General features: G+C 73.0%; 19 protein-coding genes. 8 read left to right on the top strand and 11 right to left on the bottom strand.

Annotation, left to right across the window (positions count from 1 at the left end):
* Window positions 1-150: 150 nt before the first annotated feature.
* Window positions 151-1,083: a DMT family transporter gene (locus ACFQO7_RS09420; RefSeq protein WP_376806014.1), complete on the bottom strand. Its 933-nt coding sequence runs from the start codon at window positions 1,081-1,083 to the stop codon at window positions 151-153.
* Window positions 1,084-1,212: 129 nt separating this feature from the next.
* On the opposite strand from ACFQO7_RS09420, the gene ACFQO7_RS09415 reads away from it, so the two are divergent.
* Entirely contained in the window at window positions 1,213-1,938 is a 726-nt protein-coding gene (locus tag ACFQO7_RS09415) for an HAD family hydrolase (protein WP_376806013.1), read from the top strand.
* A 212-nt stretch (window positions 1,939-2,150) separates the two neighbouring features.
* Here the strand turns inward: ACFQO7_RS09415 and ACFQO7_RS09410 are convergent, their stop codons facing one another.
* Window positions 2,151-2,918 (bottom strand): SDR family NAD(P)-dependent oxidoreductase, encoded by a 768-nt coding sequence (locus ACFQO7_RS09410; protein ID WP_203691209.1) that lies wholly within the window; start codon window positions 2,916-2,918, stop codon window positions 2,151-2,153.
* 128 nt (window positions 2,919-3,046) lie between these two features.
* Here ACFQO7_RS09410 and ACFQO7_RS09405 point away from each other — a divergent pair, with 128 nt between their 5' ends.
* A complete protein-coding gene (locus tag ACFQO7_RS09405) occupies window positions 3,047-4,201 on the top strand; it encodes a class I SAM-dependent methyltransferase (protein ID WP_376806012.1) in 1,155 nt (384 codons plus the stop codon).
* A 20-nt stretch (window positions 4,202-4,221) separates the two neighbouring features.
* Here ACFQO7_RS09405 and ACFQO7_RS09400 read toward each other — a convergent pair whose 3' ends face one another.
* The 6 genes from ACFQO7_RS09400 to ACFQO7_RS09375 all read right to left on the bottom strand — a co-directional run bounded on the left by ACFQO7_RS09400 (window position 4,222) and on the right by ACFQO7_RS09375 (window position 10,148).
* Window positions 4,222-5,268: a hypothetical protein gene (locus ACFQO7_RS09400; protein WP_376806011.1), complete on the bottom strand. Its 1,047-nt coding sequence runs from the start codon at window positions 5,266-5,268 to the stop codon at window positions 4,222-4,224.
* Window positions 5,269-5,293: 25 nt separating this feature from the next.
* Window positions 5,294-6,232 (bottom strand): biliverdin-producing heme oxygenase, encoded by a 939-nt coding sequence (locus ACFQO7_RS09395; protein ID WP_376806010.1) that lies wholly within the window; start codon window positions 6,230-6,232, stop codon window positions 5,294-5,296.
* 120 nt (window positions 6,233-6,352) lie between these two features.
* Window positions 6,353-8,083: a DEAD/DEAH box helicase gene (locus ACFQO7_RS09390; protein WP_376806009.1), complete on the bottom strand. Its 1,731-nt coding sequence runs from the start codon at window positions 8,081-8,083 to the stop codon at window positions 6,353-6,355.
* 297 nt (window positions 8,084-8,380) lie between these two features.
* Window positions 8,381-9,040 carry a ferritin-like fold-containing protein gene (locus ACFQO7_RS09385; RefSeq protein WP_360536053.1) on the bottom strand — a complete coding sequence of 220 codons (660 nt, stop codon included), beginning with the start codon at window positions 9,038-9,040 and terminating at the stop codon, window positions 8,381-8,383.
* Window positions 9,041-9,195: 155 nt separating this feature from the next.
* Complete coding sequence (locus ACFQO7_RS09380) at window positions 9,196-9,423, bottom strand: DUF3107 domain-containing protein (protein WP_120317219.1); 228 nt, start codon at window positions 9,421-9,423, stop codon at window positions 9,196-9,198.
* 71 nt (window positions 9,424-9,494) lie between these two features.
* Window positions 9,495-10,148 (bottom strand): TetR/AcrR family transcriptional regulator, encoded by a 654-nt coding sequence (locus ACFQO7_RS09375; protein WP_144121707.1) that lies wholly within the window; start codon window positions 10,146-10,148, stop codon window positions 9,495-9,497.
* A gap of 275 nt (window positions 10,149-10,423) precedes the next feature.
* Here ACFQO7_RS09375 and ACFQO7_RS09370 point away from each other — a divergent pair, with 275 nt between their 5' ends.
* The 5 genes from ACFQO7_RS09370 to ACFQO7_RS09350 all read left to right on the top strand — a co-directional run bounded on the left by ACFQO7_RS09370 (window position 10,424) and on the right by ACFQO7_RS09350 (window position 17,476).
* The gene (locus ACFQO7_RS09370; protein ID WP_376806008.1) at window positions 10,424-13,069 is read left to right on the top strand and encodes a hypothetical protein; all 2,646 of its coding nucleotides are present in this window, start codon (window positions 10,424-10,426) and stop codon (window positions 13,067-13,069) included.
* A 20-nt stretch (window positions 13,070-13,089) separates the two neighbouring features.
* Window positions 13,090-13,995 (top strand): DUF3152 domain-containing protein, encoded by a 906-nt coding sequence (locus ACFQO7_RS09365; protein WP_376806007.1) that lies wholly within the window; start codon window positions 13,090-13,092, stop codon window positions 13,993-13,995.
* Window positions 13,995-14,873 carry a DUF3152 domain-containing protein gene (locus ACFQO7_RS09360; RefSeq protein WP_376806006.1) on the top strand — a complete coding sequence of 293 codons (879 nt, stop codon included), beginning with the start codon at window positions 13,995-13,997 and terminating at the stop codon, window positions 14,871-14,873. Before ACFQO7_RS09365 ends, ACFQO7_RS09360 begins: the two co-directional genes overlap by 1 nt.
* A gap of 175 nt (window positions 14,874-15,048) precedes the next feature.
* A complete protein-coding gene (gene moeZ / locus ACFQO7_RS09355; RefSeq protein WP_376806005.1) occupies window positions 15,049-16,230 on the top strand; it encodes an adenylyltransferase/sulfurtransferase MoeZ in 1,182 nt (393 codons plus the stop codon).
* 391 nt (window positions 16,231-16,621) lie between these two features.
* A complete protein-coding gene (locus ACFQO7_RS09350; protein ID WP_376806004.1) occupies window positions 16,622-17,476 on the top strand; it encodes a prenyltransferase/squalene oxidase repeat-containing protein in 855 nt (284 codons plus the stop codon).
* A gap of 140 nt (window positions 17,477-17,616) precedes the next feature.
* On the opposite strand, the gene ACFQO7_RS09345 is transcribed toward ACFQO7_RS09350, so the two are convergent.
* Together ACFQO7_RS09345 and proB are read right to left on the bottom strand one after the other, a co-directional pair.
* Window positions 17,617-18,861: a glutamate-5-semialdehyde dehydrogenase gene (locus ACFQO7_RS09345; RefSeq protein WP_376806003.1), complete on the bottom strand. Its 1,245-nt coding sequence runs from the start codon at window positions 18,859-18,861 to the stop codon at window positions 17,617-17,619.
* 169 nt (window positions 18,862-19,030) lie between these two features.
* Window positions 19,031-20,146 (bottom strand): glutamate 5-kinase, encoded by a 1,116-nt coding sequence (proB, locus tag ACFQO7_RS09340; RefSeq protein ID WP_376806002.1) that lies wholly within the window; start codon window positions 20,144-20,146, stop codon window positions 19,031-19,033.
* Window positions 20,147-20,297: 151 nt separating this feature from the next.
* Between proB and ACFQO7_RS09335 the strand changes: the two genes are divergently transcribed.
* Entirely contained in the window at window positions 20,298-20,591 is a 294-nt protein-coding gene (locus ACFQO7_RS09335; protein ID WP_361045040.1) for an MGMT family protein, read from the top strand.
* An 80-nt stretch (window positions 20,592-20,671) separates the two neighbouring features.
* On the opposite strand, the gene ACFQO7_RS09330 is transcribed toward ACFQO7_RS09335, so the two are convergent.
* The gene (locus ACFQO7_RS09330; protein ID WP_376806001.1) at window positions 20,672-22,015 is read right to left on the bottom strand and encodes a gamma-glutamyltransferase; all 1,344 of its coding nucleotides are present in this window, start codon (window positions 22,013-22,015) and stop codon (window positions 20,672-20,674) included.
* Window positions 22,016-22,109: the final 94 nt, after the last annotated feature.

Here is a 22,109-nt window from a genome sequence, read left to right as displayed (position 1 = left end):
GACGCTTGCCATCGCCGGTCCCACCGGGTCGCGGCGCGCCGCCCGCGCTGCAGTTTCGGGGAAACTGCGCGTTTGAGCGTGCGAGTAACTGCACTTTCCCCGAAACTGCAGCAACTCGGCACCCGCGGCCAGGTGAGTGGCGGGGCGGCGTCAGGCGTTGCGGGCGGGGAGGTCGACGTCGACGGGGTCGGGGGTGGGCAGGGCGGCGGGGCGGCGGGCACCGAGGATGACGGCGGCGACACCGGCCATGAGCAGGGCGATGCCGGGCCACGCGGCGGCGGGCGGGGCCTGGCCCAGCCACACCCAGCCGAGCAGCGCCGCCCCGGGCACCTCCAGCAGGATCAGCACGCTGATGGTGGTGGCGGAGATCTTGTGCAGGGCGTAGTTGAACATCGAGTGCCCGAGCAGCTGCGCCCCGGCGGTCAGCGCGATGATGGCCAGCCAGGTCCGGTCGTCGAAGCCGGTCAGTTCGACCCCGAACAGCAGGCACACGCCCAGTAGCAGCACGGCGCAGACCGAATAGCAGATCGTCGTGTACGTCGTCGTGGAGGTGCTGCTGCGCGCCTTCTCGCCGAAGGACGTGTAGATCGCCGCGAGCAGCCCGCCGGCCACCGCGAGCAGGTCGCCGACCACAGCCGTACCACCTCGGGTGAAGTCCGCGCCCGTCGCGATCGCCGCGCCCACCACGGCGCTGCCGATGCCGAGCCAGGTCCACCGGCCGAGCCGCCGGCCCTGCCAGAGCGCGATCAGGCCGGCCCACACGGGCTGCGTGGCGACGAGGGCGGTGGCGGTGGCGACCGTGGTCATCTTGACGCTGGGCACCCAGGTGGCGAAGTGCCCGGCGAGTGCGAGCCCGGCCAGCACGCTCCACCGCCAGGCGTGGTCGGTGCGCAGGCCGCGCAGTTCGGCGCGGCGGCGGGTGAGGGTGACCGGGGCGAGCACACCGACGGCGAGGGCGTTGCGCCAGAAGGCGATGGCCAGCGCGGGCGCTGCGGCGTACGCGATGAGCGGTCCGGACGACGACACGGCGATGATCGCGATCGTGATCGCGGCGATGGTGAGCGGGTCGAGCCGGGATCGCATGAGGCCCGATCCTGCCAGGCGCAGGTGAGCGGCCTGTCGGCACACTCTCATCTACTCCATGCGTTCATCCGCCCACTGTGCGCGATCATCCTATGTACTTCACGAGATCAGCTGATTACTGTCGCTCGAATGGATTCAGAACCTTCGTTATCCGGCGTACCGCCGCGCGCGATCCTCTTCGATTTCTATGGCACGCTGACCTCGGCGTGCACCCGCGGACCGGCCCACGAACTGGCCCCCCGGCTGCTCGGCTGCGAGCCTGCCGAGTACTTCGCGGTGCTCAACACCTCGTTCTACCCCCGCTGCCGCGGCGCGTACGGCGACGCCCTGGAGACCATGCGCTGGGTCGCCGCCGAGCTGGGCGTACGCGTCACCCCCGCCCGGCTGCGCGCGGCCCAGGCCGCCCGGCTGATGGCGGTGCGCGCCGACACCCACCTGCGGCCCGAGGCGGTGCCCACGCTGTGGCGGCTGCGCCGGGCGGGCGTACGCCTGGCCGTGGTCAGCGACTGCGCCTGGGAGCTGCCCGAGATCATGCGCTCGCTGCCGGTGGACCGGCTGCTCGACGCGAAGGTCTACTCGGTGCAGGTCGGCTGCAGCAAGCCGGACCCGCTGATCTACCGCACCGCCTGCGACCGGCTCGAGGTGGCGCCCGAGGAGTGCGTCTTCATCGGCGACGGGGGTTCGCGCGAGCTGACCGGCGCGCAGGCGCTCGGCATCCGGGCGATCCGCCTGGCCGCGCCCGACCTGGCCGATCACCTGCAGTTCTCCTCCGACGACGCCTTCACCGGCGAGTCGGCGGTCACCCTCGCCGACGCGGCCGCGCTAGCGATGACCCCCCAGCCCGCCTGGGCCTGACCACCCGCCGCCCACCCCTGCGCACCAAGTGCAAGGAAGGGCACCTTGTTACCGCTTTCCGTAGAGGAAGGGCACCTTCTTAACGTCGAGACGACGGCGCGCCCCGCCCACCGTGCTGCCGCACGCCTCCCGCCGCAGGCGGGGGCCGTGCCGGCGTTAAGAAGGACACCTTCTGCAACGCGTAGCGTTAAGAAGGTGCCCTTCCTTTGGGCTCAGCCTTGGCGGACGGACTGGCCGCCGTCGATGACGAGCATCTGGCCCGTGATGTAGCCGGCGGCGGGGGAGCAGAGGAAGGCGATGGTCGCGGCGACCTCGTCGGGCGTGCCGGGGCGGCCCATCGGGGTGTCGTAGCCGAGTTTGAGCTCGGCCAGCGTGGACGCCGAGGTGTGGATGGTGCCGGGCGCGACCGCGTTCACGGTGATCCCGTCGGCGACCAGCTCCATCGCCAGGGCCCGGGTCAGGCCGAGCACGCCGGCCTTCGCGGCGGCGTAGCCGGCCTCGGCGGGCAGCGCGTTCACCGTTCCGGCGGTGGCGGCGAGGTTGACGATGCGGCCCCAGCCACGCTCCGACATGCCGCCGAGGAACGCGCGGCTGGACAGGAACGCCGTGGTCAGGTTGCGGTCGATCTCGGCCTTCCACTCCTCGAACGTGAGCTGCGCGACCGGCCGGATGACCTCCGGGCTGGCCCGGCTGGTCAGACCGGCGTTGTTGACCAGGATGTCCACGTCGCCCAGCTGCTCGGTGACCGCGTCGGCGAGCGCGCCGACCTCCGCCTCCAGGGTGAGGTCGGCGACGAAGCCGAGCACGCCCAGTTCGCCGGCGCGTTCGTGGATGCGCCGGGTGGTGGAGACGACGGCGACCTTCGCGCCGAGTGCGGCCAGCTGGCGAGCGGTGGCGAAGCCGATGCCGTGCGGGCTGCCTGCACCGGTGACGAGTGCGACCCGGCCGTCCAGCCGGAAGAGATCCATCCGCTCGTTCATGGCTTGATCCTGCCGGTTTGTCCGAGCTGACGCCAGTAGGAGGCACCGCATACTCTGTCGGGAACCCTTCCCGGCTGCTCAGCCACCCGCCTTCCCGCCGCACCCGGCCCATCGCGCATCCTTGACGTATGGCAGCACTTCCTGAAGCCCTGGCCGAGGTACGCGAACTCCTGCTGGCGCCGGACCTGATCCGGGCCACCGCGGGCGGGCAGCGCCGCGACGGGACGCCGTCCGTGCAGCGTGCCACGCTGCGCCCGGTGACCCTGAAAGCGGGCGACCGGGTGCAGCTGGTCACCGAGGACGGGCAGCGCCCCACCACGGTCAACCTCGCCCCCGGCGCGGAGCTGGCGGGCCGGGTGGACGAACTGCTGGCCGAGCCGTTCGGCAGCTGGACGGTGGAGACCGGGCACGGCACGCTGCGCCTGCAGACCACGAAGAAGGGCGCGGTGCTGCACCGCTCGGCCGCACCGGCCGCCGTGCCCGCCGACACCGGGCACGACCGGGCGCGCGAGCACCTGATCGACCCCGGCGATCCGCTGTACGCCGTGATCGGCGGCGACGCGGCCAAGCGCCGGCAGGTCGACGCGTTCCTGCGGGCGCTGGACGCCACCCTGCCCGACCCGGCGCAGCTGCCGAGCCCGCTGCACGTCGTCGACCTGGGCTGCGGCAACGCGTACCTGACCTTCGCCGCGTACCGCCACCTGTCCGGGCTCGGCCTGGACGTGCGCCTGATCGGCGTGGACGTGCGCGACGACCAGCGCGAGCGCAACACCGCGATCGCCCGCGAGCTGGGCTGGACCGATCACGTCAGCTTCGTCGCGGGCACCATCGCCGACGCCCCGGTGCCGCGGGCCGACGTGGTGCTGGCGCTGCACGCCTGCGACACGGCCACCGACGACGCGCTGGCCCGCGCCCTGTCCTGGGACGCGCGCTGGATCCTGGCGGCGCCCTGCTGCCACAAGGACCTGTCCCGGCAGCTGCGCAAGCACCCGCCGGCGGGCGCGGCGGGGCTGCTCACCGAGCACGGCATCCTGCGCGAGCGCTTCGCCGACGTGCTCACCGACACGGTGCGCGCGGCACTGCTGCGCCGGCAGGGGTACGCGGTGGAGGTGGTCGAGTTCATCGACTCCGCGCACACCCCGCGCAACGCCATGATCCGCGCCCACCGCACGGGTCGGCAGCCGTCTCCCGCCGAGGCCGCGGAACTCGACACCCTGCTCACCGAGTGGCACGTCCAACCTCACCTGGCCACCCTGCTGACCACCACCACCCCCACCACCTGACCGGCCCTGCGGCCACTCCGTCAGGGGGTGAGGGCCTTGGCGAGTTCGATGGCGGTGTCGGCGAGCAGGGTGTCCGGGGGCATCGCCGTGCCGGCCAGCACGGCGACGTAGGCGGCGAACCCGGGCAGCGGGTAGCCGTCCTCCCGCGCGATCGCCGGGTCGTGTTTGGCCAGCGAGGCGCGGGTGCGGGCCCAGGCGTCGAGCAGTTCGCGCTGCGAGGGCACACCGAAGCCGTGGCCGACCGGCGCGCTGTGGCGCAGTTTCACCACGGCCGACTCGTTGAGCGCCGCGGCCAGCCGGCAGCCGTGCGTGACGACCTCGGCCTGCCGCGCGTCGAGCCGCTGGTAGACGGTGCACCGGCGGTGGCAGGTGGTGGCGCACACGCAGAGCGCGTGCGAGGTGTTCGAGTGCTGGCGGTCCAGGTAGGTGCGCCAGCCCGCGTTGTTCTCGTGGGCCACGGTGAGGCTGCGCCGGGCGGCGGATTTCTCCGGCTTGGTGTGCGGGCAGTCCCGGTCCTCGAAGTCGCCCCATGCGCTGCCGTCGCCGCCGACCGCCGCCGGCAGCCGCGGCGGGTCGGCGGCGTGGCCGAGCACCCGCTCCCAGACCAGCAGCGGACCGTACTCGCTGGCGATGTGCACCGCGGCGACCACGGCCGTGGTCTCGCCGCGCCGGAAACGCGCGTCGATGACCTCCAGCAGCAGCCGGAACGTGGGCCGCATGCTGCCCAGCGCCCCGCGGTGCACCTCCCGGGGCGCCTGCGGCATGCGGCACGCCAGCGCCCGCTCCCGCAGGTGCTCGGGCACGTGGTCGCCGTGCACCTGGTCGGCGACGGTGTGCTCGGTGTTGGCCTCGGCGGCGGCGTTCAGCTCGCCGAAGTCCTCGGCGTCGAGGTCGAGCAGCCGCTGCCCGAACGCGCACAACTGCTGCACGTGGGCGACGGACTCGGTGGACAGCGCGCCGCCGCCGGCCCGCGGCAGCACGCCGGAGTCCGGGGCGACCAGCGCGGCCACCTCCGCGAAGGCGTACCGCCTGGTCAGCGCGATGAGAACGTCGTGTGCCGTCTCCACACCGGCCAGTGTTCCACGCCCGCGCTCACCGGGCAGGCACCCCGAGCAGGGCGCATGCCTCGCGGTAGAGCCGGGTCACCTCGACGCGCACCTGGGCGCGCTCGGTCAGCCGCTGCGCGAAGGGCACCCGGATCGACGTCTCGACCCCGTCGACCACGGCCTGGAACTCGATGCCGCGGTTGTCCATGCCCGACATCACCGCCGCCGTGGCGTTCGGGCGGGCCGGCTCCGGCAGTGTGGCCTGGCAGATCAGCAGGGAGTCGGCGGGGTGGTCGTCGTTCATGTGCCGCATGATCTGGGCGATGACCTCCGGCGGGAACGGGTTCGGGTGGATCCGGCCCAGGTCGGCGAGCAACTCGGTGTTGAGCAGGTAGGCCAGCTTCACCTCGTTGATGATCCGGTCCTGCTCGGCGGCGTCCCAGGGCGCGGCGTCGAGCCGGGCGCGGTAGGCGTCCTTGAAGGCGGTGGGGTCGGCGATGCCGTCGAAGGCGTAGAAGCGCAGGCCGTCGCCGCCGAGGGCGAGCCCGTACGAACGGGCCAGGGCGCGGGCCACGTACTGGCCGCCGGACAGGTCGCCCAGGTAGCGGTTGTAGTGGTGGGCCACGAAGCCGCCGGGCCAGGTGAAGGCGACCTCGCGCAGGCGGGCGGTGTACTCGGCGGTCGTCGCGACCGGGGTGAGCGCGTCGCGCCAGTCGGGGCCGAGCAGGAAGGCGAGGTCGTCGGCGAGCGCGGGCAGGCGGGTGAGCGCGTCGGCGTGGAAGCCGCCCGCGATCGGGTCCCCGCTCCAGTGCGCGGCGGCCTCCTCCAGCACCTGGTAGACGAGGTAGTGCTGCGCGGTCAGCGCGGCGTGGGCGGCGACGGTCAGCCGGCCCCGGGTCAGGTCGTCCAGGAACGTCGTCTGCTCGGCCGAGCTGTGGTCGGACCAGGTGGCGGCGCGCAGGCGGGCGGAGAAGGGCTCACTCATGCGCAGCACCGTACGCGAGTAAGGTCACCCTAACCTCAAACTTTCGTTTGATCCTGGCCTGCGAAAAGGGACGCCCCCACGCTGGTTCTACCGCGTGGGGGCGTCCCTTCATCGCAAATGTCAGCTCTCGGCCGAGGTCTCCAGCGCGCCCTCGGCCGGTCCACCGGACCCGCCGGAGCGGCGACGGCGACGGCGCGAACGCGAGCGGGAAGCGCCACCCTCGCCTGCCGCGGCGGGCTCCGCCGGGCCGTCGGGGCCGTCCCCGGGGCCGGAGAACAGCGGTACCAGGCCGCCCTCATGGGTCACCGACGCGGCGACCGCGGCCCCCGTGCCCGCACCCCGGCCGCGACGACGGCGGCGGCCGCGGGTGGCCTCGCCCTCGGCGGCGTCGGTGTCGGCGGGCGTGTCCGTGGCGTCGGCCTCGGCCACGGGCGCGGTGTCGTCGTCACCGGACAGGCGACGGCGGCGGCGCGGCGCGCGCTCACGCGGCGGGGCCTGCTCGGCCGCCGGTCCGCGCTTGCCTCGGCCGCCACGAGGACGGCCGCCCAGGTCCTCCTCGACCTCGGCGGACAGGCCGGCCCGGGAGCGCTGGGCGCTGGGCAGCAGGCCGCTGACGTCGCTGGGGATGTCCAGGTCGGTGTAGACCCAGGGCGAGGTGTGGTACGTCTCCGGCGGGCCGTCCGGGCCGGTCAGCTCCAGGCCGAGCGTCTTGTCGACGATCCGCCAGCGGGGCATGTCCTCCCAGTCGACGAAGGTCACCGCGACACCGGTGGCCCCGGCGCGGCCGGTGCGGCCGATGCGGTGCACGTAGGTCTCCGCGTCGTCCGGGCAGTCGTAGTTGATCACGTGCGTGACGCCGGAGACGTCCAGACCGCGGGCGGCCACGTCGGTGGCGACGAGCACGTCGACCTTGCCGGCCCGGAACGCGCGCAGGGCCCGCTCGCGGGCGCCCTGACCGAGGTCGCCGTGGACCGCCGCCGCGGCGAAGCCGCGGAAGTCGAGGTCCTCGCTGACCCGGTCGGCGTTGCGCTTGGTCCGGGTGAAGATCATGGTGAGGCCGCGGCCCTGCGCCTGCAGGATGCGGGCGAGCAGCTCCAGCTTGTTGAGCTGGTGCGTGCGGTACACGACCTGCTTGGTCTGCGGGCTGACGCCCGGCTCGGTGGTGTGCCCGGCGTGCACGGTGACCGGCGTGCGCAGGAACCGGCGCGACAGGGTCACGATCGGGTCCGGCATGGTCGCCGAGAACAGCATGGTCTGCCGCTCTTCGGGCAGCATCTTGAGGATCTTCTCGACGTCGTCGAGGAAGCCCAGGTCGAGCATGCGGTCGGCCTCGTCGAGCACGAGCGCCTTGACCTTGTCGAGCTTGAGGTGCTTCTGCTTGCACAGGTCGAGCAGGCGGCCGGGCGTGCTGACCACGATCTCGACGCCGGCCTTCAGCGCCTCGACCTGCGGCTCGTACGCGACGCCGCCGTACAGCGCCAGCACCCGCACGCCGCGGGACTTGCCGGCCCCGGCGAGGTCCTTGGCGACCTGCAGGCCGAGCTCACGGGTCGGCACGACGACGAGCGCCTGCGGCTGGCCGCCGGTCTCGCCCTCGCTCGGGGCGATCGCGCGGTCGATCAGCGGGATGCCGAAGCCGAAGGTCTTGCCGGTGCCGGTGGGCGCCTGCCCGATCATGTCGCCGCCGCGCAGCGCGATCGGCAGCGCGTACTCCTGGATGGCGAAGGCACGCTCGATGCCCATCGCGGCGAGTGCGGCCACGGTCTCCGGGCGCACGCCAAGCTCGGCGAAGGTGGGCGCGAGGGTGATCTTGGGAGTGCTTTCGGTGGTGCTTTCGATGTTTTCGGTCATCAGGTTCTGGGGTGCCCTCTCAGTGATCCGCGTACGGCGGACCCTGCGGGCTGCCCAGCGGATGTCGGTACGCCCGTTTTCATCGAAGGGCGTATATGTAGTCTCCAGCGCGGGGCACGGCGATGAAGGAAATGGATCCCATCGCGCGGCGCGATCGTTGGGGATCGCGGCGCCGCACACGCGACGACATGGGCATCGGGCCCATGTCAACTCAGCCATCGTACGGCCCGGTGGCCGTCTGGTCACCTGGTGTGTGTCGAATTCCCGGTTCTTAGTGGGATTTCCCACGCAAAACGGTCAGTTATTGAGCCCGACCGCCGTCATCCTGGCCGTGTGCGCGGTGGTCAGCCGCCGGAAAAGCCCGTCCACGGACTCGCCGTCGCCCACGCCCGCCAGCACCAGCGCCGTCAGCGGGGTGCGCTCCTGGGCCACCGACTGCGCCTGCGACAGCGCCTCGCCGGTCAGCCGGCGCGCCCACATCGACAGCCGGTTGGCCACCTTCGGGTCGGCCGCGATCGCGGCGCGGATCTCACCGGCGGCGAAATCGGCGTAGCCGTCGTCGTGCAGCACGTCGAGCACCAGGGCCCGGTCCGGCCCGGCCAGCACGCCCTCGGGCAGCACCTCGGCCACCTCGCGGAAGAAGTCGTCGGAGATGCCCTCGCCGACGTACGCCTTCGTCAGCGCCTCCAGCCAGTCGCCCGGCTCGGTGTTGTCGTGATACGTGCGCAGTGCCGTGACGAACGGGAGCATCGCCTGCTCCGGGTCCACGCCCAGCGCGGTGAGCCGGTTGGCCAGCCGCCGGTAGTTGGCCATCTCCCAGGCGGCCATCTCGGCCAGCCGGGCCTGCCGGCCGAGGTCCGGGGCGAGCCGGGAGTCGGCCGCCATGCGGTCGAAGGCCAGCAGCTCACCGTAGGCGAGCATGCCCAGTAGATCGATCACTCCGGCATCGGTCGACACGCCCGCAGACTACCGGCCGTACGCCCGCCGGGCACCTGGCCGCTGACGCGGTCCTGCGCCGCCCGGCGCGCCGTGCGGCGTCGGCGACGAAGACGGAGAACGGCACGGTGCGACGTGCACCGTGCCGTTCTCCTGCAGTTATGTGCTGCGCCGCCTCAGCGGGCCGAGAAGCCGACACTCCGCGTCGACGCCTCGGCGATCTCCACATATGCCAGCTTGTCCAGCGGGACGATGACCCGCCGGCCCTTCTCGTCTACCAGCGTCAGCAGCTGGGCCTTCGACGCGAGCGCGTCGGCGACCATCTGCTCGACCTCAGCGGGCGTCTGCGTGCTGTCCACCACCAACTCGCGGGGGGCGAACTGCACACCGATCTTGACCTCCACACAACCTCCTCGGCTCGTCAGCGAGATTACCCCGCTGTCGCGTCCGGACGGCGCGCAAGCGCGCAACCGTGTCAGTGATCGGTTCCGCTGAGCGGGAAGCTGCTGATGCCGCGCCAGGACAGCGTGGTGATGAGCTGCTCGGCCTCGTCCTGGGCGATGACCCGGCCGCCGGCGAGCCACCAGCGGGCCGAGACCTGCGCCGCGCCGCACAGGCCGGCGGCCAGGACCTCGGCACGGGCGCGGCTGACGCCGGTGTCGGACATGATCGTCTCGGTGATCGCCTCGACGGACAGGCGCTCCATGCGGTCCACCCGCTCCGCGACCGCGGGGTCGTTGCGCAGGTCGGACTCGAAGACCAGCCGGTAGGCCTCGCTCTCGTGCGAGACGAAGTCGAAGTATGCCTGCATCGCGCCCCGGACTCTTTCCTTGTTGTCCGTCGTGGCCGCCATCGCCGAGCGGATGCGCTCGGCGAACGCGTCGCAGTGCGTGTCGAGCAGGGCCAGGTAGAGCTCCAGCTTTCCGGGGAAGTGCTGGTAGAGCACCGGCTTGGAGACGCCCGCCCGTTCGGCGATGTCGTCCATCGCTGCGGAGTGGTAGCCCTGGGCGACGAAGACGTCCTGAGCAGCGGCGAGCAGCTGCTTGCGTCGTGCCGACCGGGGCAGCCGGGTCGGCCGGCCCGTGGCTGTCGAGCCGGTCGGGTTGGCGCCACTGGTGGCCGCGGTCATCGAATCTCCTCACCCTGCAGACGGATCCTTTGACGGATCTTGCAAACTGGCCCGTCGTTGCAACTTATCGTCATTCGCCGTTCACGGTAGCCTCAGCGTGGGCGACGGAGGAGCGCACGGTGGACGTAACAGGGCAGACCGGAAACACAGCGGGAGCTGACGAACCCGCCAACGGGTCAGCCGGCGGAGTCGGACACCCGACGGCTAACGGGCATAAACCCGCGAGCTGGGCGGATTCCGACCGTACGGATGGATGGTCGAGTGCGGGTGCGGCGTTGGAACCCGGATTCGAACCGCTGACGCCGTGGCACGCCACGGTAGCCGATCGCCGGGGGATAGACGCGCTCACGGGTGCCGACCCGGTCACCACCACGCTGGTACGCCCGCCGGACACCGCCCCGTCCACGCGCAACGGCCACACCCGCCCGTACGAGCGGCCCCTGCCGGAACCCTCCTCACCCGGCGAGGACCCGTACGCCGACGAGTTCGCGCAGACCTCGGCCGAGTTCGCCCGCCACGCCGCGTTCGACGAGCCGACCCCCGTCAACGGCTCACCGGCGCTCGGCCTCGACGACACGAGCCGCATCCCCGTGTTCAAGCCGTACCAGCCCGGCCCGGGGGCCGCGGTCGCGCCGCCGGAGGTGATCCCGATCCCGGTCATGCCGCCGCTGCCCGCCGGGGCCAATCCCGCGCTGACCATGCCCACCGGCGGTTATCCGGTGCCGCCGCCCGGCCTGCGGCCCTCGCTGCCGGCCGAGCTGTCCGGGCCGGTGCCGTCCGCCCCGCCCGCCGACGCGCCGCTGGCCGCGATGGCCGGCACCGACACCCGGGCCGTGCCGCCCGCGCCGGAGCACCCCGCGCCGGCCGCGGCCGCCCTCGACGACGAGCACGACGAGCAGGACGAGGACCAGGAAGAGGCGGAGCAGATGTCCCTCGGCGCACGCTTCGGCATGGCTTTCGCCGAGCCCGCACCGCAGGCTCCGCGTCCCGCCGCCAACGGCCGCCCGGTCCAGGAGCCGGGACCCTCCGAAATCGCGGACGCCGCCGAGCGGGGCCGCACCGGGGAGTTCCCGGTGCTGCCGGACCCGGCCGCCGCGGCCGCCGCACGGCTCGACGCGGCCCGCGAGGGCTACGCCGCGGCGCAGCTCGGCATGGCCCGCCAGGCGGCCCGTGCGGCGCAGCTCGGCGGCTCCCACGACGACCAGGTCGGCTCGCTGACGGCGACCGGCCACGGCTCCGCCGCCCTCCGCGACGCCGCGGCTCTGCGCGACGCCGCCGGACTGCGCGATACAGCCGGACAGCGTGACTCGTCCGTGCTCCGTGACGCCGCCGCCCTGCGTGACTCGGCCGGACCGCGTGATTCGGCCGCACTTCGCGATCCTGCGGCGCTCCGCGATCCTGCGGCGCTCCGCGATCCCGTGGCCCTTCGCGATGCCGCCGCGCTCCGCGATGAGGCGGCTCCCCGCGATCCTGCGGCGATCCGCGACGGTGCCGCGATCCGGGATGACGCTGCGGTCAACGGCAGCGGCAACGGTGACGGTCGCGCCGCAGCCGGTGGCAGCCGGGTCGAGCGCGGCGGGGTGCCGGAGGCGGCGCAGGCTGCGGGCATACCCGGACAGGAGCCTGGCCGCCCCGGCGGCGGCAACCTGCCCGGCGGTTTCCCCGGCCAGCCCTCGTTCGTCTCGCAGCCGCGGCCCTACCTGCCGCCCTCACCGCAGCCGCACATCCCGCAGCCCGCGGGCCCGCCCGTCCCGCCCGCGGGTGCGGCGGCGCAGCATCCTTCGGACCGGCAGCCAGGGGTTCCCGAAGCCCGGCGCGCCGAGCCCGGTCAGCCCGGGAACGGCCAGCCCGGCAGCGGCCCGGCCGCCGCGGAGCACCTGCCGCAGCGGGTGCCCGCCGTGCCCGACGTGCCGCCGGCCATCCACCCCGTCGTCGAGGCGGAACCGGTCGTGGCGGCCACGCCCCAGCTCGACCGCATCGCCTCCCACCTGCGCCGCAGTGACGACGCGGGGACCGACGAGCGGCCCGACGGGTTCGACGTCGACGCGGTGCTGCGCGCCGTGCGCGGTGTCGCCGGGGTACGCGACGCGGCCCTGCGCACCACCGCGACCGGTGCCCATCACCTGCGGCTGGACCTGACCGAGGGGGCCGACCCCGCGGCGATCAGCCGGATGGTGGCCCGCATGCTGCAGGAGCAGATGGGCATCGACGCCGCGCCGGCCGGCCCGCCGGTGCCCAGGCCCGCGCCTGCCGCCGACGCCGCTCCGCCGGCGGCCACGCTGCCCGCGCCGCGCTCGGGCGCGGGGGCCGCCCCGCCGCCGGGGCTGACCGGGCTGCACCCGGATCCGCTGTCCGACCAGTCGCCGCGTGAACCGCGCCGCCGCCACCCGGTGAGCGTGCCGCGCCGGGCGCCCGGCGAGCTGCGCGACCGGGTCGCCGGGCTGCGCTCGGTGAACAGCGAGCCGGAGCTGCCCGCCGCGGCCTCGCCGCCGCCGCTGCCCACCGAGCGCGACCAGGGCCCCCGCGCGATCATCGAGCACGTGCAGACCAGCACGTTCGGCCTGGACGCGACGGTGGAGGTGCGCCTCAACACCGGCGACCGGCAGGCCGTCGGGGTGGCCAGCGGGCCGGCCGTCGACGCGTACGTGCTGCGCCTGTGCGCCGCGGCGACCGCGGTCGCGATCGATGATCTGCTGCGCGAGGGGACCACGACCGGGGAGTCCGGCCGGTGCTTCGTGGAGCAGGCGACCATCGTGCCGATGGGCAGCTGTGAGGTGGCGGTCGTGGTGGTGCTGCTGGTCTGCGGCGGCTGGGTGGAGCAGCTCGCGGGCTCGGCCCTGGTCTCCGGGGACCCCCGCCGGGCGGTGGTCCGAGCCACGCTCAGCGCGGTGAACAGGCGGCTAGCGGCGCTCCTGCCGTAGGGATGTGGCAGGCTGTGTCGATGCGCACCGCCCTGGCACCGCCGCCGAGGACCGACTGGGAGCCTCCGGTCCGGTCCTCGCGAGTGGAGTCCGGCAGGCTCGCCAGGGCCCGCGCCCGCCAGCGCCGCCGCCGCGCGACCGCGGTGTTCCTGCTGCTCGGCGCGGCTCTGCTGGTCGGCGTGGACCTGTTGCGCGGCGCGCCCGACCCCGTCCCGACCCGGCCGGTGGCGTCGACGCCGGTGGCGACCGAGAGCCCGGAGCCGGTGGCCTCACCGTCGGCTCAGCCCTCGCCCAGTGCCGAGCCGGAGCCGGTCTACCAGATGGGCGGCGAGTTCCCCTCGTCCGGCCCGGGGACCTGGACGTACGCCAAGAGCCAGAGCGAGGTGCTGGGCACCGCCGGCAGCATCAAGCGGTTCCGGGTCGCGGCGGAGAAGAACGTCGCCGCGGACGAGCTCGACGTGTTCACCAGCCTGGTCGACGAGACCCTGGGCGACCCGCGCAGCTGGATCGCGGGCCGGCAGTACCGGCTGCAGCGGGTGCCGTCCGGGTCGTCGTACCAGTTCACGATCTATCTGGCGACCGGTGAGACGACCCGCAAGCTGTGCGCGGCGGGCGGCATGGACACCCGGATGGACGGTGTCTCGTACACCTCGTGCCGGTTGCCGGGGCGCGTCGTCATCAACCTCAACCGCTGGCGGCTGTCGGTGCCCGACTACGTCAACGGCAAGATCGACCTGCACGACTACCGGCAGTACGTGATCAACCACGAGGTGGGCCACGAACTCGGCCGCTTCCACGAGGGCTGCCCCGGCAAGGGCAAACCCGCACCGGTCATGCAGCAGCAGACGTACGGCCTGAAGGGCTGCACCGCCAACGCGTGGCCGTACGTCGGCGGCAAGCGCTACACCGGGCCCCCGGTGGCCTGATGCACGACGAACTGGAGCTCTTCGAGCAGCGGGAAGCCGCCCCGCGCCGCGCGCCGGACGAGGCGTCCGGATCCCGGGCTCGCCGCCGCGCCGTGATCCAGGCCCGGCGTCGGCGCAACCTGTTCGTCGTCGCCGGCGTGCTGGGCCTCATCGTGGTGCTGGTCGGCATCGACCTGGCCCGCGGCGGTGACGGCCTGCTGCTCGACGGGCCGTCCGCGCCCGTTGCCGGCTCGCCTGATCCGGCGAGCCCTTCGGCCGCACCGGGCGCGTCGGAGCAGCCCCGCGAGGAGAGCACGGCGGCACCGGCCGGCAGCGGCAAGTTCGGTTTCGCCACCGGCGCGGGCAAGGTCCTCGGCAGCGCGGGCACGGTCCGCAAGTTCCGCGTCGCCGTGGAGAAGGACACCGGCACCGACGTCAAGGCGTTCGCGGGCGAGGTCGAGCGGATCCTGGCCGACCCCCGCGGCTGGACCGGCGGCGGCAAGCACCGCTTCCAGCGGGTGGCCGAGAAGACCTCGCACGAGTTCACGGTGTACCTGGCCACGGCCGGCACCACGCAGAAGATGTGCGCCGCGGGCGGCCTGCACACCGAGGGCTTCACCTCCTGCCGCCTGCCCGGCCAGCTCATCCTCAACGCCGACCGCTGGCGCGACGCGGTGCCCGGCTACGGCGCGCCGCTGCCCGACTACCAGGCCTTCGCCCTCAACCACGAACTCGGCCACCAGCTCGGCTACGGCCACGACGCCTGCCCCGCCCCCGGCAAGCCGGCCCCCGTCATGCAGCAGCAGTCCACCGGCCTCAAGGACTGCACCCCCAACCCCTGGCCCCACCCCGCCGCCCCCACCGACCCGGCCCTCTACCGAGGCCCCGCCATCCCCTGACAGGCCCTCCGGCCTCCGGCCGGGGGCGGTGATCATGAACTTATGGCACGGTTCGGCGGCGTGTTATGGGAATAACTTCATGATCAAATGAAGGCTGATCAGCGCGTGATGCAACTCGCATCCCAGCGGGTTGGAGATCATGGCATTCCCTACCGCGGCGAGCGAGAATGTGCCTATGTCGTTGCCGCCGCTTGTGGAGCCTGCCGAGTCGCTCTCGGTGGACGAGATCCGCCGCTACAGCCGCCATCTGATCATCCCCGACGTGGGCGTCGAGGGGCAGAAGCGGCTCAAGAACGCCAAGGTGCTGTGTGTCGGCGCCGGAGGGCTCGGCTCGCCCGCGCTGATGTACCTGGCCGCGGCCGGTGTCGGCACGCTGGGCATCGTCGAGTTCGACACCGTCGACGAGTCGAACCTGCAGCGCCAGATCATTCACGGCCAGTCGGACATCGGCCGGCCCAAGGCCGAGTCGGCCGCCAACAGCGTCCGTGAGATCAATCCGTACGTCAACGTGGTCATCCACGACACCGCGATCGACCGCGACAACGTCTTCGAGATCTTCGGGCAGTACGACCTGATCGTCGACGGCACCGACAACTTCGCCACGCGTTACCTGGTCAACGACGCCGCGGTGCTGCTCGGCAAGCCGTACGTCTGGGGTTCGATCTACCGCTTCGACGGCCAGGCCAGCGTCTTCTGGGCCGAGCACGGCCCGTGCTACCGCTGCCTCTACCCGGAGCCGCCGCCGCCCGGCATGGTCCCGTCGTGCGCCGAGGGCGGCGTGCTGGGTGTGCTGTGCGCCAGCATCGGCTCGATCCAGGTGACCGAGGCGATCAAGCTGCTCACCGGCATCGGCGAGCCGCTGGTCGGGTCGCTGATGGTGTACGACGCGCTGGAGATGACGTACCGCAAGATCAAGGTCCGCAAGGACCCGTCCTGCGTCCTGTGCGGCGAGAACGCCACCGTCACCGAGCTGCTCGGCGACTACGAGGCGTTCTGCGGCGCGGTCTCCGTGGAGGCGCAGGAGGCCGTGATCGACGCGACCATCACCGCCCGCGAGCTCAAGGAGTGGCAGGACGCCGACAAGGACTTCCTCCTCGTCGACGTGCGCGAGCCGGCCGAGTACGAGATCGTGCGCATCCCGGGCAGCGTGCTGATCCCCAAGGGCGACATCCTGTCCGGCGAGGCGCTGGCCAAGCTGCCGCAGGACAAGCAGATCGTGCTGCACTGCAAGTCGGGCGTACGGTCCGCCGAGGCGCTCGCCGCGCTGAAGGCGGCCGGGTTCAAGGACGCGGTCCACGTCCAGGGCGGCGTGCTCGCCTGGGTCAAGACCGTCGACCCCTCCCTGCCCAGCTACTGAGGTCCAGCCCGGACCACCCGGTCCGCACCGCGGAGGCCGGCGACTGATGAAGTCGCCGGCCTCCGCCGTTCCCGGACGTCGAGCACTGTTTCCGGGCACGGGCGGCCGGGTCTCCGGGAACGGGCCGCTGGGCGCGTTCGGCTGCCGCCGCGCGGGCCCGCTCGGTCGGCGCGGCTGTCGGGAATCCGGCTGTGACTTCGATCACCGTCCATGCGTGAGGTTCGTCTCGCGGCGTGCTGCCGAAGGCGGAAAACAGCGCCGTACGGCGCTTTTGTAGGTCGTCACGGAGGCTGGAAACGGCTGTTTCCGAATTTATTTCACCCGCCCGTTCTGTTGACCTTGACCAACCTGATGAGGCCGGAGGGTCACCGGACACGTACCCTCGATGACCGTGGTGGATCTCGACGCGGCTATCGGATTCGTGGTGAAGAAGGGTGACCCGGTCGACCGGGCACGCCTGTCATACCTGCGTACCGGCGTTTCGCCCGCCGAGGACATCCTCGCCGCGGCCGAAGCCGGACAGGCCGACGGCGGTGGCTGGTTCGCCACCCAGGGCGGCAAGATCCCATCCGTCGACGTCACCTGCTTCCGGCTCGCCCAACTCGACGACCTCGGCGCGCTCGCGCGGCCCGGCGTCAAGCGCGCCTTCGACTGGCTGGCCGGTCGGCAGGCCGCCGACGGCAGCTGGCAGGAGGCCAAGGAACTGGCCGCGGACGCGCCCGAGTGGGCGCAGCCCGGCGACCCGGAGGCGACGCTCTACCTGACCGCGAACGCCACGTTCTGGCTCACCGTGATGGGGCTCGACGTGCGCTCGTCACTGCCGTACGGCGACCCGACGCCGATCCCGTACGCCGACGCGGCCCTGCGCGGCGCGGAGTTCATCAAGGCCAGCCTCAACTCGGACGGCACCTGGCCGTCGTACCTGGTCACCGGGTGGCTCGGCGCGGCCGTGATGTACCGCCAGGACATGTTCTACGAGGCCGCGCGTATGCAGGCGGTGCTCGGCGAGCGCCTGCCCGCGATGGCCCCCGCCGACGCCGCCGCCATGGCAGCCGCGATGCGCCGGGTCGGCGTGTCGGCCGACGACTGGACGATGATCGCCGCCAAGCGCCGCCTGGCCGAGACGCAGCGCACCGACGGGGGCTGGGAGTCCGAGGACGGCGCGACCTTCGACGTGCACCTCACCCTCAACGTCATCCGCGCCCTGTACGAGGTCACCCCACCCGGCCAGTCCACCCTCCTCTGACCACCCGCGGCGGCCAGACCGCGCGCCTTGCCCACCCACCTGCGGCAACTCTTAAAAACTTGCGGCCTCAGAGCATCTCTGAGGCCGCAAGTTTTTAAGAGTTGCGCCAGGGGAGGCGCGGCGCGCCGGGCGCGGGTGGGTCAGGGGCGGGTGTGGCCTTCGCCGGTGATGACGTATTTGGTGCTGGTCAGTTCGGGTAGGCCCATGGGGCCGCGGGCGTGCAGCTTCTGGGTCGAGATGCCGATCTCCGCGCCGAAGCCGAGTTCGCCGCCGTCGACGAAGCGCGTCGAGGCGTTCACCAGCACCGCCGCCGCGTCGACCTGTGCCGTGAAGCGGTTCGCGGCCGGTAGCGAGGAGGTGATGATCGCCTCGGAGTGGCCGGAGCCGTACCGCCGGATGTGCGCGACCGCCTCGTCCAGCGTCGGCACGACCCGCGCCGACAGCTCCAGGGCCAGGTACTCGGTGCCCCAGTCCTCCTCGGTCGCGGCCACGACGTCCGCAGAGTACGCCGCGACCTCCGGCGAACCGTGCACCGTGACGCCCTGCTCGCGCAGCGCGGCCAGGGCCTTCGGCAGGAACGTGTCGGCGACGGCCGCGTGCACCAGCAGCGACTCGGCCGCGTTGCACACCGACGGCCGCTGCACCTTCGCGTTGAGCAGGATGGTCAGCGCCATGTCGAGGTCGGCGGACTCGTCGACGTAGAGGTGGCAGTTGCCGACGCCGGTCTCGATCACCGGCACCGAGGACTCCTCGACCACGGTGCGGATCAGCGACGCGCCGCCCCGCGGGATCAGCACGTCGACCAGCCCGCGCGCGCGCATCAGCTCCTTGACGGTGTCCCGGGTGGCCGAGTCGACCAGCTGCACCGCGTCGGCGGGCAGCCCCGCCTGGACCAGCGCGTCGCGCAGCACGGCGACGATCGCCGCGTTGGAGCGGGCCGCCGAGCCGGAGCCGCGCAGCAGCACCGCGTTGCCGGACTTGAGGGTCAGCCCGGCCGCGTCGGCGGTGACGTTCGGGCGGGCCTCGTAGATGATGCCGACGACGCCGAACGGCACCCGCAGCTGGCGCACCTGCAGGCCGTTGGGCAGGGTGCCACCGCGTACCACCTCGCCGACCGGGTCCGGCAGGCCCGCGATCTGGCGCAGGCCGTCGGCCATGCCCGCCAGCCGCGACTCGCTGAGCGCGAGCCGGTCCACGGTCGACTCGGGGGTGCCCTGCTCGCGCGCCGCGGCCACGTCCAGACCGTTGGCTTCCAAGATCTCGGGGGTACGCGCGGCGAGCGCGACGGCCATCGCCGTCAGCCCGGCATCCTTGGCCTTGCGCGACGCCGTGGCCAGCACCTGTGCCGCCGTCCGGGCGCGCGTCGCCTGCTCGATGACGCTCATGTCGTTTCCCGCCTTCCGTGGGTGCTGAAGTTCGTCGGCGCGCCCGCGCCGATCGGGACGCGCGAGCCGCCCACCTGCCCTACGCTCCCCGCAAAGCCGCAGCTCAACCCGCATGACGCGATGGGAAGGTGCCCTTCCTCTACGCATAGCGATAACAAGGTGCCCTTCCTTACAGCAGGACGAGGTCGTCGCGGTGGATTACCTCGCGTTCGTAGGCGGGGCCGAGGGTGGCGGCCAGTTCGCCGGTGGAGCGGCCGAGCAGGCCCGGCAGTTCCAGCGCGTCGTAGTTGACCAGGCCGCGGGCCACGGCACGGCCGGCGATGTCGATCAGGTCGACGGGGTCGCCGGCGGTGAACGCGCCGTCGACGCGGGTGATGCCGGCCGGGAGCAGGGAGGCGCGGCGGTCGACCACGGCGGTGACCGCGCCCGCGTCCAGGTGCAGGCGGCCGCGGGCGGTGGTGGCGTGGGCGAGCCAGTGCAGGCGGGCGGTCGCGCGTACGCCCCCGGCGTGGAAGAGCGTGCCCACCGGCTCGCCGGACAGGGCCGCGCCGGCCAGTGGGGCGGCCGTCAGCACCACCGGGATGCCCGCGTCGGTCGCGATCCGGGCCGCCTCGACCTTGGTGACCATGCCGCCGGTGCCCACCCCGGCGCTGCCCGCGCCGCTCACCGACACCTCGGCGAGCTGCGCGAAGTCGGTGACCTCGTCAACCTTCCGGGAGCCCGGCTGCGACGGGTGGCCGGTGTAGAGGGCGTCCACGTCCGACAGGAGCACCAGCAGGTCGGCCTGGACGAGGGCGGCCACCAGCGCGGCCAGCCGATCGTTGTCGCCGAACCTGATCTCCTCGGTGGCCACCGTGTCGTTCTCGTTGATGATCGGCACGGCCCGCATGTCGAGCAGTTTGCGCAGCGTACGGTGTGCGTTGCGGTAGTGCGCCCGCCGCGTCACGTCGTCCACGGTCAGCAGCACCTGCCCGACGGTCCGCCCGTGCCGCCCGAACTCCTCGGTGTACGCGTGCATCAGCCGCCCCTGGCCCACACTCGCCGCGGCCTGCTGCGTGGCCAGATCCCGCGGTCGCCGCGCCAGCCCCAGCGGAGCCAGCCCCGCCGCGATCGCCCCCGACGACACCAGCACGACCTCCCGGCCTGGCTCCCGATCCCCGCCGCCGCACAACGCCCCCACCAGCGCCGCCAACCGCTCCGGATCCAACCCTCCGGCGGCCGTCGTCAACGACGACGACCCCACCTTCACCACCACCCGACGAGCCCGGGTGACCACTCCACGCATCAACCCATTCTGCCGCCCCACCTCCCCCTCCCCCCGCACCGATCCCACCCACTGGCGCGCCCACCCGCCCCTTCCCGCGTTGATCATGAACTTGTGGCACGGCTCGACGGCGTGTCGCGTGCACAACTTCCTGATCAATTAGCCTTCGGCTATGACTCCCGAGGAGTACACCGAAGCGGTGTTGAAGATGGTCGAGTCGATCCCGCCCGGCCGCGTGATGACCTACGGCGCGATCGCCGACGCGCTCGCGGACGAGTCCGGCCGCAACTCGGCCCGCCGCATCGGCACGATCATGGCCCGGCACGGGGGTGGGGTGCCCTGGCACCGCGTCGTCGGCGCCGGCGGCCGCCTGCCTCCGGGCCACGAGAACGAGGCCCGCCGCCGCCTGATCGCCGAGGGCGTGCCCTTCCGCGGCGACCACGTCGCCACGTCCGCCATCAACTGATCACCGTCGGGCAACCCGGCCTGGTTTGATCATGAGGTTGTGGCCACGACACGCCGCCGAGCCGTGCCATAAGTTCATGATCAACGCGATGAAGCCGTGAGGCGGGCGGCGCCGCCGCGGCGGGGGTCGCCGGAGGCGCCGGCGGTGCCGATGGCGGAGACGCCGCCGAAGTAGTGGCTGCGGGACGGCCAGCGGTTGACGGTGTAGCCCGCCTCGGCCAGGGCCATCTCCTCGGGGACGGGGAAGTGGGGTTCGACGTGGACGACGTCGTCGACGGGGTGCAGGCGGGGGGCGCGTACGGCGTCCGGGGTGTCCAGGCCGTCGACGAGCACGCCGATCAGGGTGCGCAGGAGGGCGGAGCGGATGCGGGACGCGCCTGCCGAGCCGATCGCCAGGCGCAGCCCGCCGTCCGCGTCGAGCACCACGAGCGGGCACATCATCGAGGCGAGGCGCTCGCCGGGGGCCAGCTCGCCGGAGTACAGCTCGCCCTCGCCGAGCATCGAGTTCAGGTGCACGCCCAGCCCGGGCAGCCAGACCCCGGAGCCGAGGCCGAGCGTGGTGGTGATGACGCAGGCGTTGCCGGCCGCGTCGACGGCGGTCACGTTGGTGGTGTCGCCGAGCCGGTCGTCAGGGCCGCGTACGTCGAGCGCCCCGGCCAGCACCACGGCGCGTTCGGGCCGGGGCAGGTCGGCGAGGTCCGGGGGCAGCCCGCGCAGGGTCGACACGGTCCGGTTGAGGTCGGCGCGCCCGTGCGCGGTGTGCCCGGCCAGCTCGGCGGTGGTCACCGCGCGTTCGAGCACCTGGTACGCGGACAGGTCGAGCGGCCCGAGCGCCCCGCCGTCGGCGCGGACCGAGTCGACGACGGCCGTGCCGAGTTTGCCGGTGTAGCAGGTGGTCGGACCCTCCGCCGCGATGATCTCCAGCGCGTCGGCGAGCCCGGCGTGGAACAGCCGGTCCCCGCCCTGCAGCAGCCGCCCGCCCGGGGCGTACGCCGGGCCGCCCTGGCCGGGCAGCATGGCCTCGACCAGCGAGGGCAGTGTGACCGCGTGCGCGAACGGCATGGCCACGCCCGTGCGGGCCAGTTCGGCGGCGGGCGCGACGACGTCGGCCCAGGGCAGCGCACCCCAACGTGAGTGAATCTCGCCACATCCGGCGGGCAGGCCGGGCACCGCGACGGAGGCTCCGCCGATCTCGTACGGCAGCGGCACCTCACCGAACCGCACCGCGATCGGCGTCATCGGCTCGGCCTTACGATCCCCATCCAGACCGGGCATCGCCACGAAGAAATCAAGGCAGGTAACGCGTCCAGTCGAAGATTCGTAATACGTGGCGAATCCGCCGCCGCCCAGCCCCGTGAAGATGGTCTCGGCGACACAGGCGGCCAGGGTCGCGGCCACTCCCGCGTCGGCCGCCGTTCCGCCCATCCGCAGTACCCGAAGGCCTACCTCAGCGGTGGCCGGATGGCCAGCTGCCACACCGGCAGGTACCAGCATTCACTCGCCTCCCGTACCATCCGCG

The organism is Catellatospora aurea (assembly GCF_042663325.1).
In the GTDB taxonomy this organism is placed as follows: domain Bacteria; phylum Actinomycetota; class Actinomycetes; order Mycobacteriales; family Micromonosporaceae; genus Catellatospora; species Catellatospora aurea.
This window is presented reverse-complemented; position numbering and strand designations above follow the sequence as displayed.

Bases quoted from the DNA above. Each gene is read 5' to 3' on its own strand.
- ACFQO7_RS09405 (WP_376806012.1), top strand. From the start codon at position 3,047: ATGGCAGCACTTCCTGAAGCCCTGGCCGAGGTACGCGAACTCCTGCTG.
- ACFQO7_RS09410 (WP_203691209.1), bottom strand. From the start codon at position 2,918: ATGAACGAGCGGATGGATCTCTTCCGGCTGGACGGCCGGGTCGCACTC.
- ACFQO7_RS09375 (WP_144121707.1), bottom strand. From the start codon at position 10,148: ATGACCGCGGCCACCAGTGGCGCCAACCCGACCGGCTCGACAGCCACG.
- ACFQO7_RS09335 (WP_361045040.1), top strand. From the start codon at position 20,298: ATGACTCCCGAGGAGTACACCGAAGCGGTGTTGAAGATGGTCGAGTCG.
- ACFQO7_RS09390 (WP_376806009.1), bottom strand. From the start codon at position 8,083: ATGACCGAAAACATCGAAAGCACCACCGAAAGCACTCCCAAGATCACC.
- proB (WP_376806002.1), bottom strand. From the start codon at position 20,146: ATGCGTGGAGTGGTCACCCGGGCTCGTCGGGTGGTGGTGAAGGTGGGG.
- ACFQO7_RS09420 (WP_376806014.1), bottom strand. From the start codon at position 1,083: ATGCGATCCCGGCTCGACCCGCTCACCATCGCCGCGATCACGATCGCG.
- ACFQO7_RS09365 (WP_376806007.1), top strand. From the start codon at position 13,090: ATGCGCACCGCCCTGGCACCGCCGCCGAGGACCGACTGGGAGCCTCCG.
- ACFQO7_RS09330 (WP_376806001.1), bottom strand. From the start codon at position 22,015: ATGGGCGGAACGGCGGCCGACGCGGGAGTGGCCGCGACCCTGGCCGCC.
- moeZ (WP_376806005.1), top strand. From the start codon at position 15,049: ATGTCGTTGCCGCCGCTTGTGGAGCCTGCCGAGTCGCTCTCGGTGGAC.
- ACFQO7_RS09360 (WP_376806006.1), top strand. From the start codon at position 13,995: ATGCACGACGAACTGGAGCTCTTCGAGCAGCGGGAAGCCGCCCCGCGC.
- ACFQO7_RS09345 (WP_376806003.1), bottom strand. From the start codon at position 18,861: ATGAGCGTCATCGAGCAGGCGACGCGCGCCCGGACGGCGGCACAGGTG.
- ACFQO7_RS09415 (WP_376806013.1), top strand. From the start codon at position 1,213: ATGGATTCAGAACCTTCGTTATCCGGCGTACCGCCGCGCGCGATCCTC.
- ACFQO7_RS09395 (WP_376806010.1), bottom strand. From the start codon at position 6,232: ATGAGTGAGCCCTTCTCCGCCCGCCTGCGCGCCGCCACCTGGTCCGAC.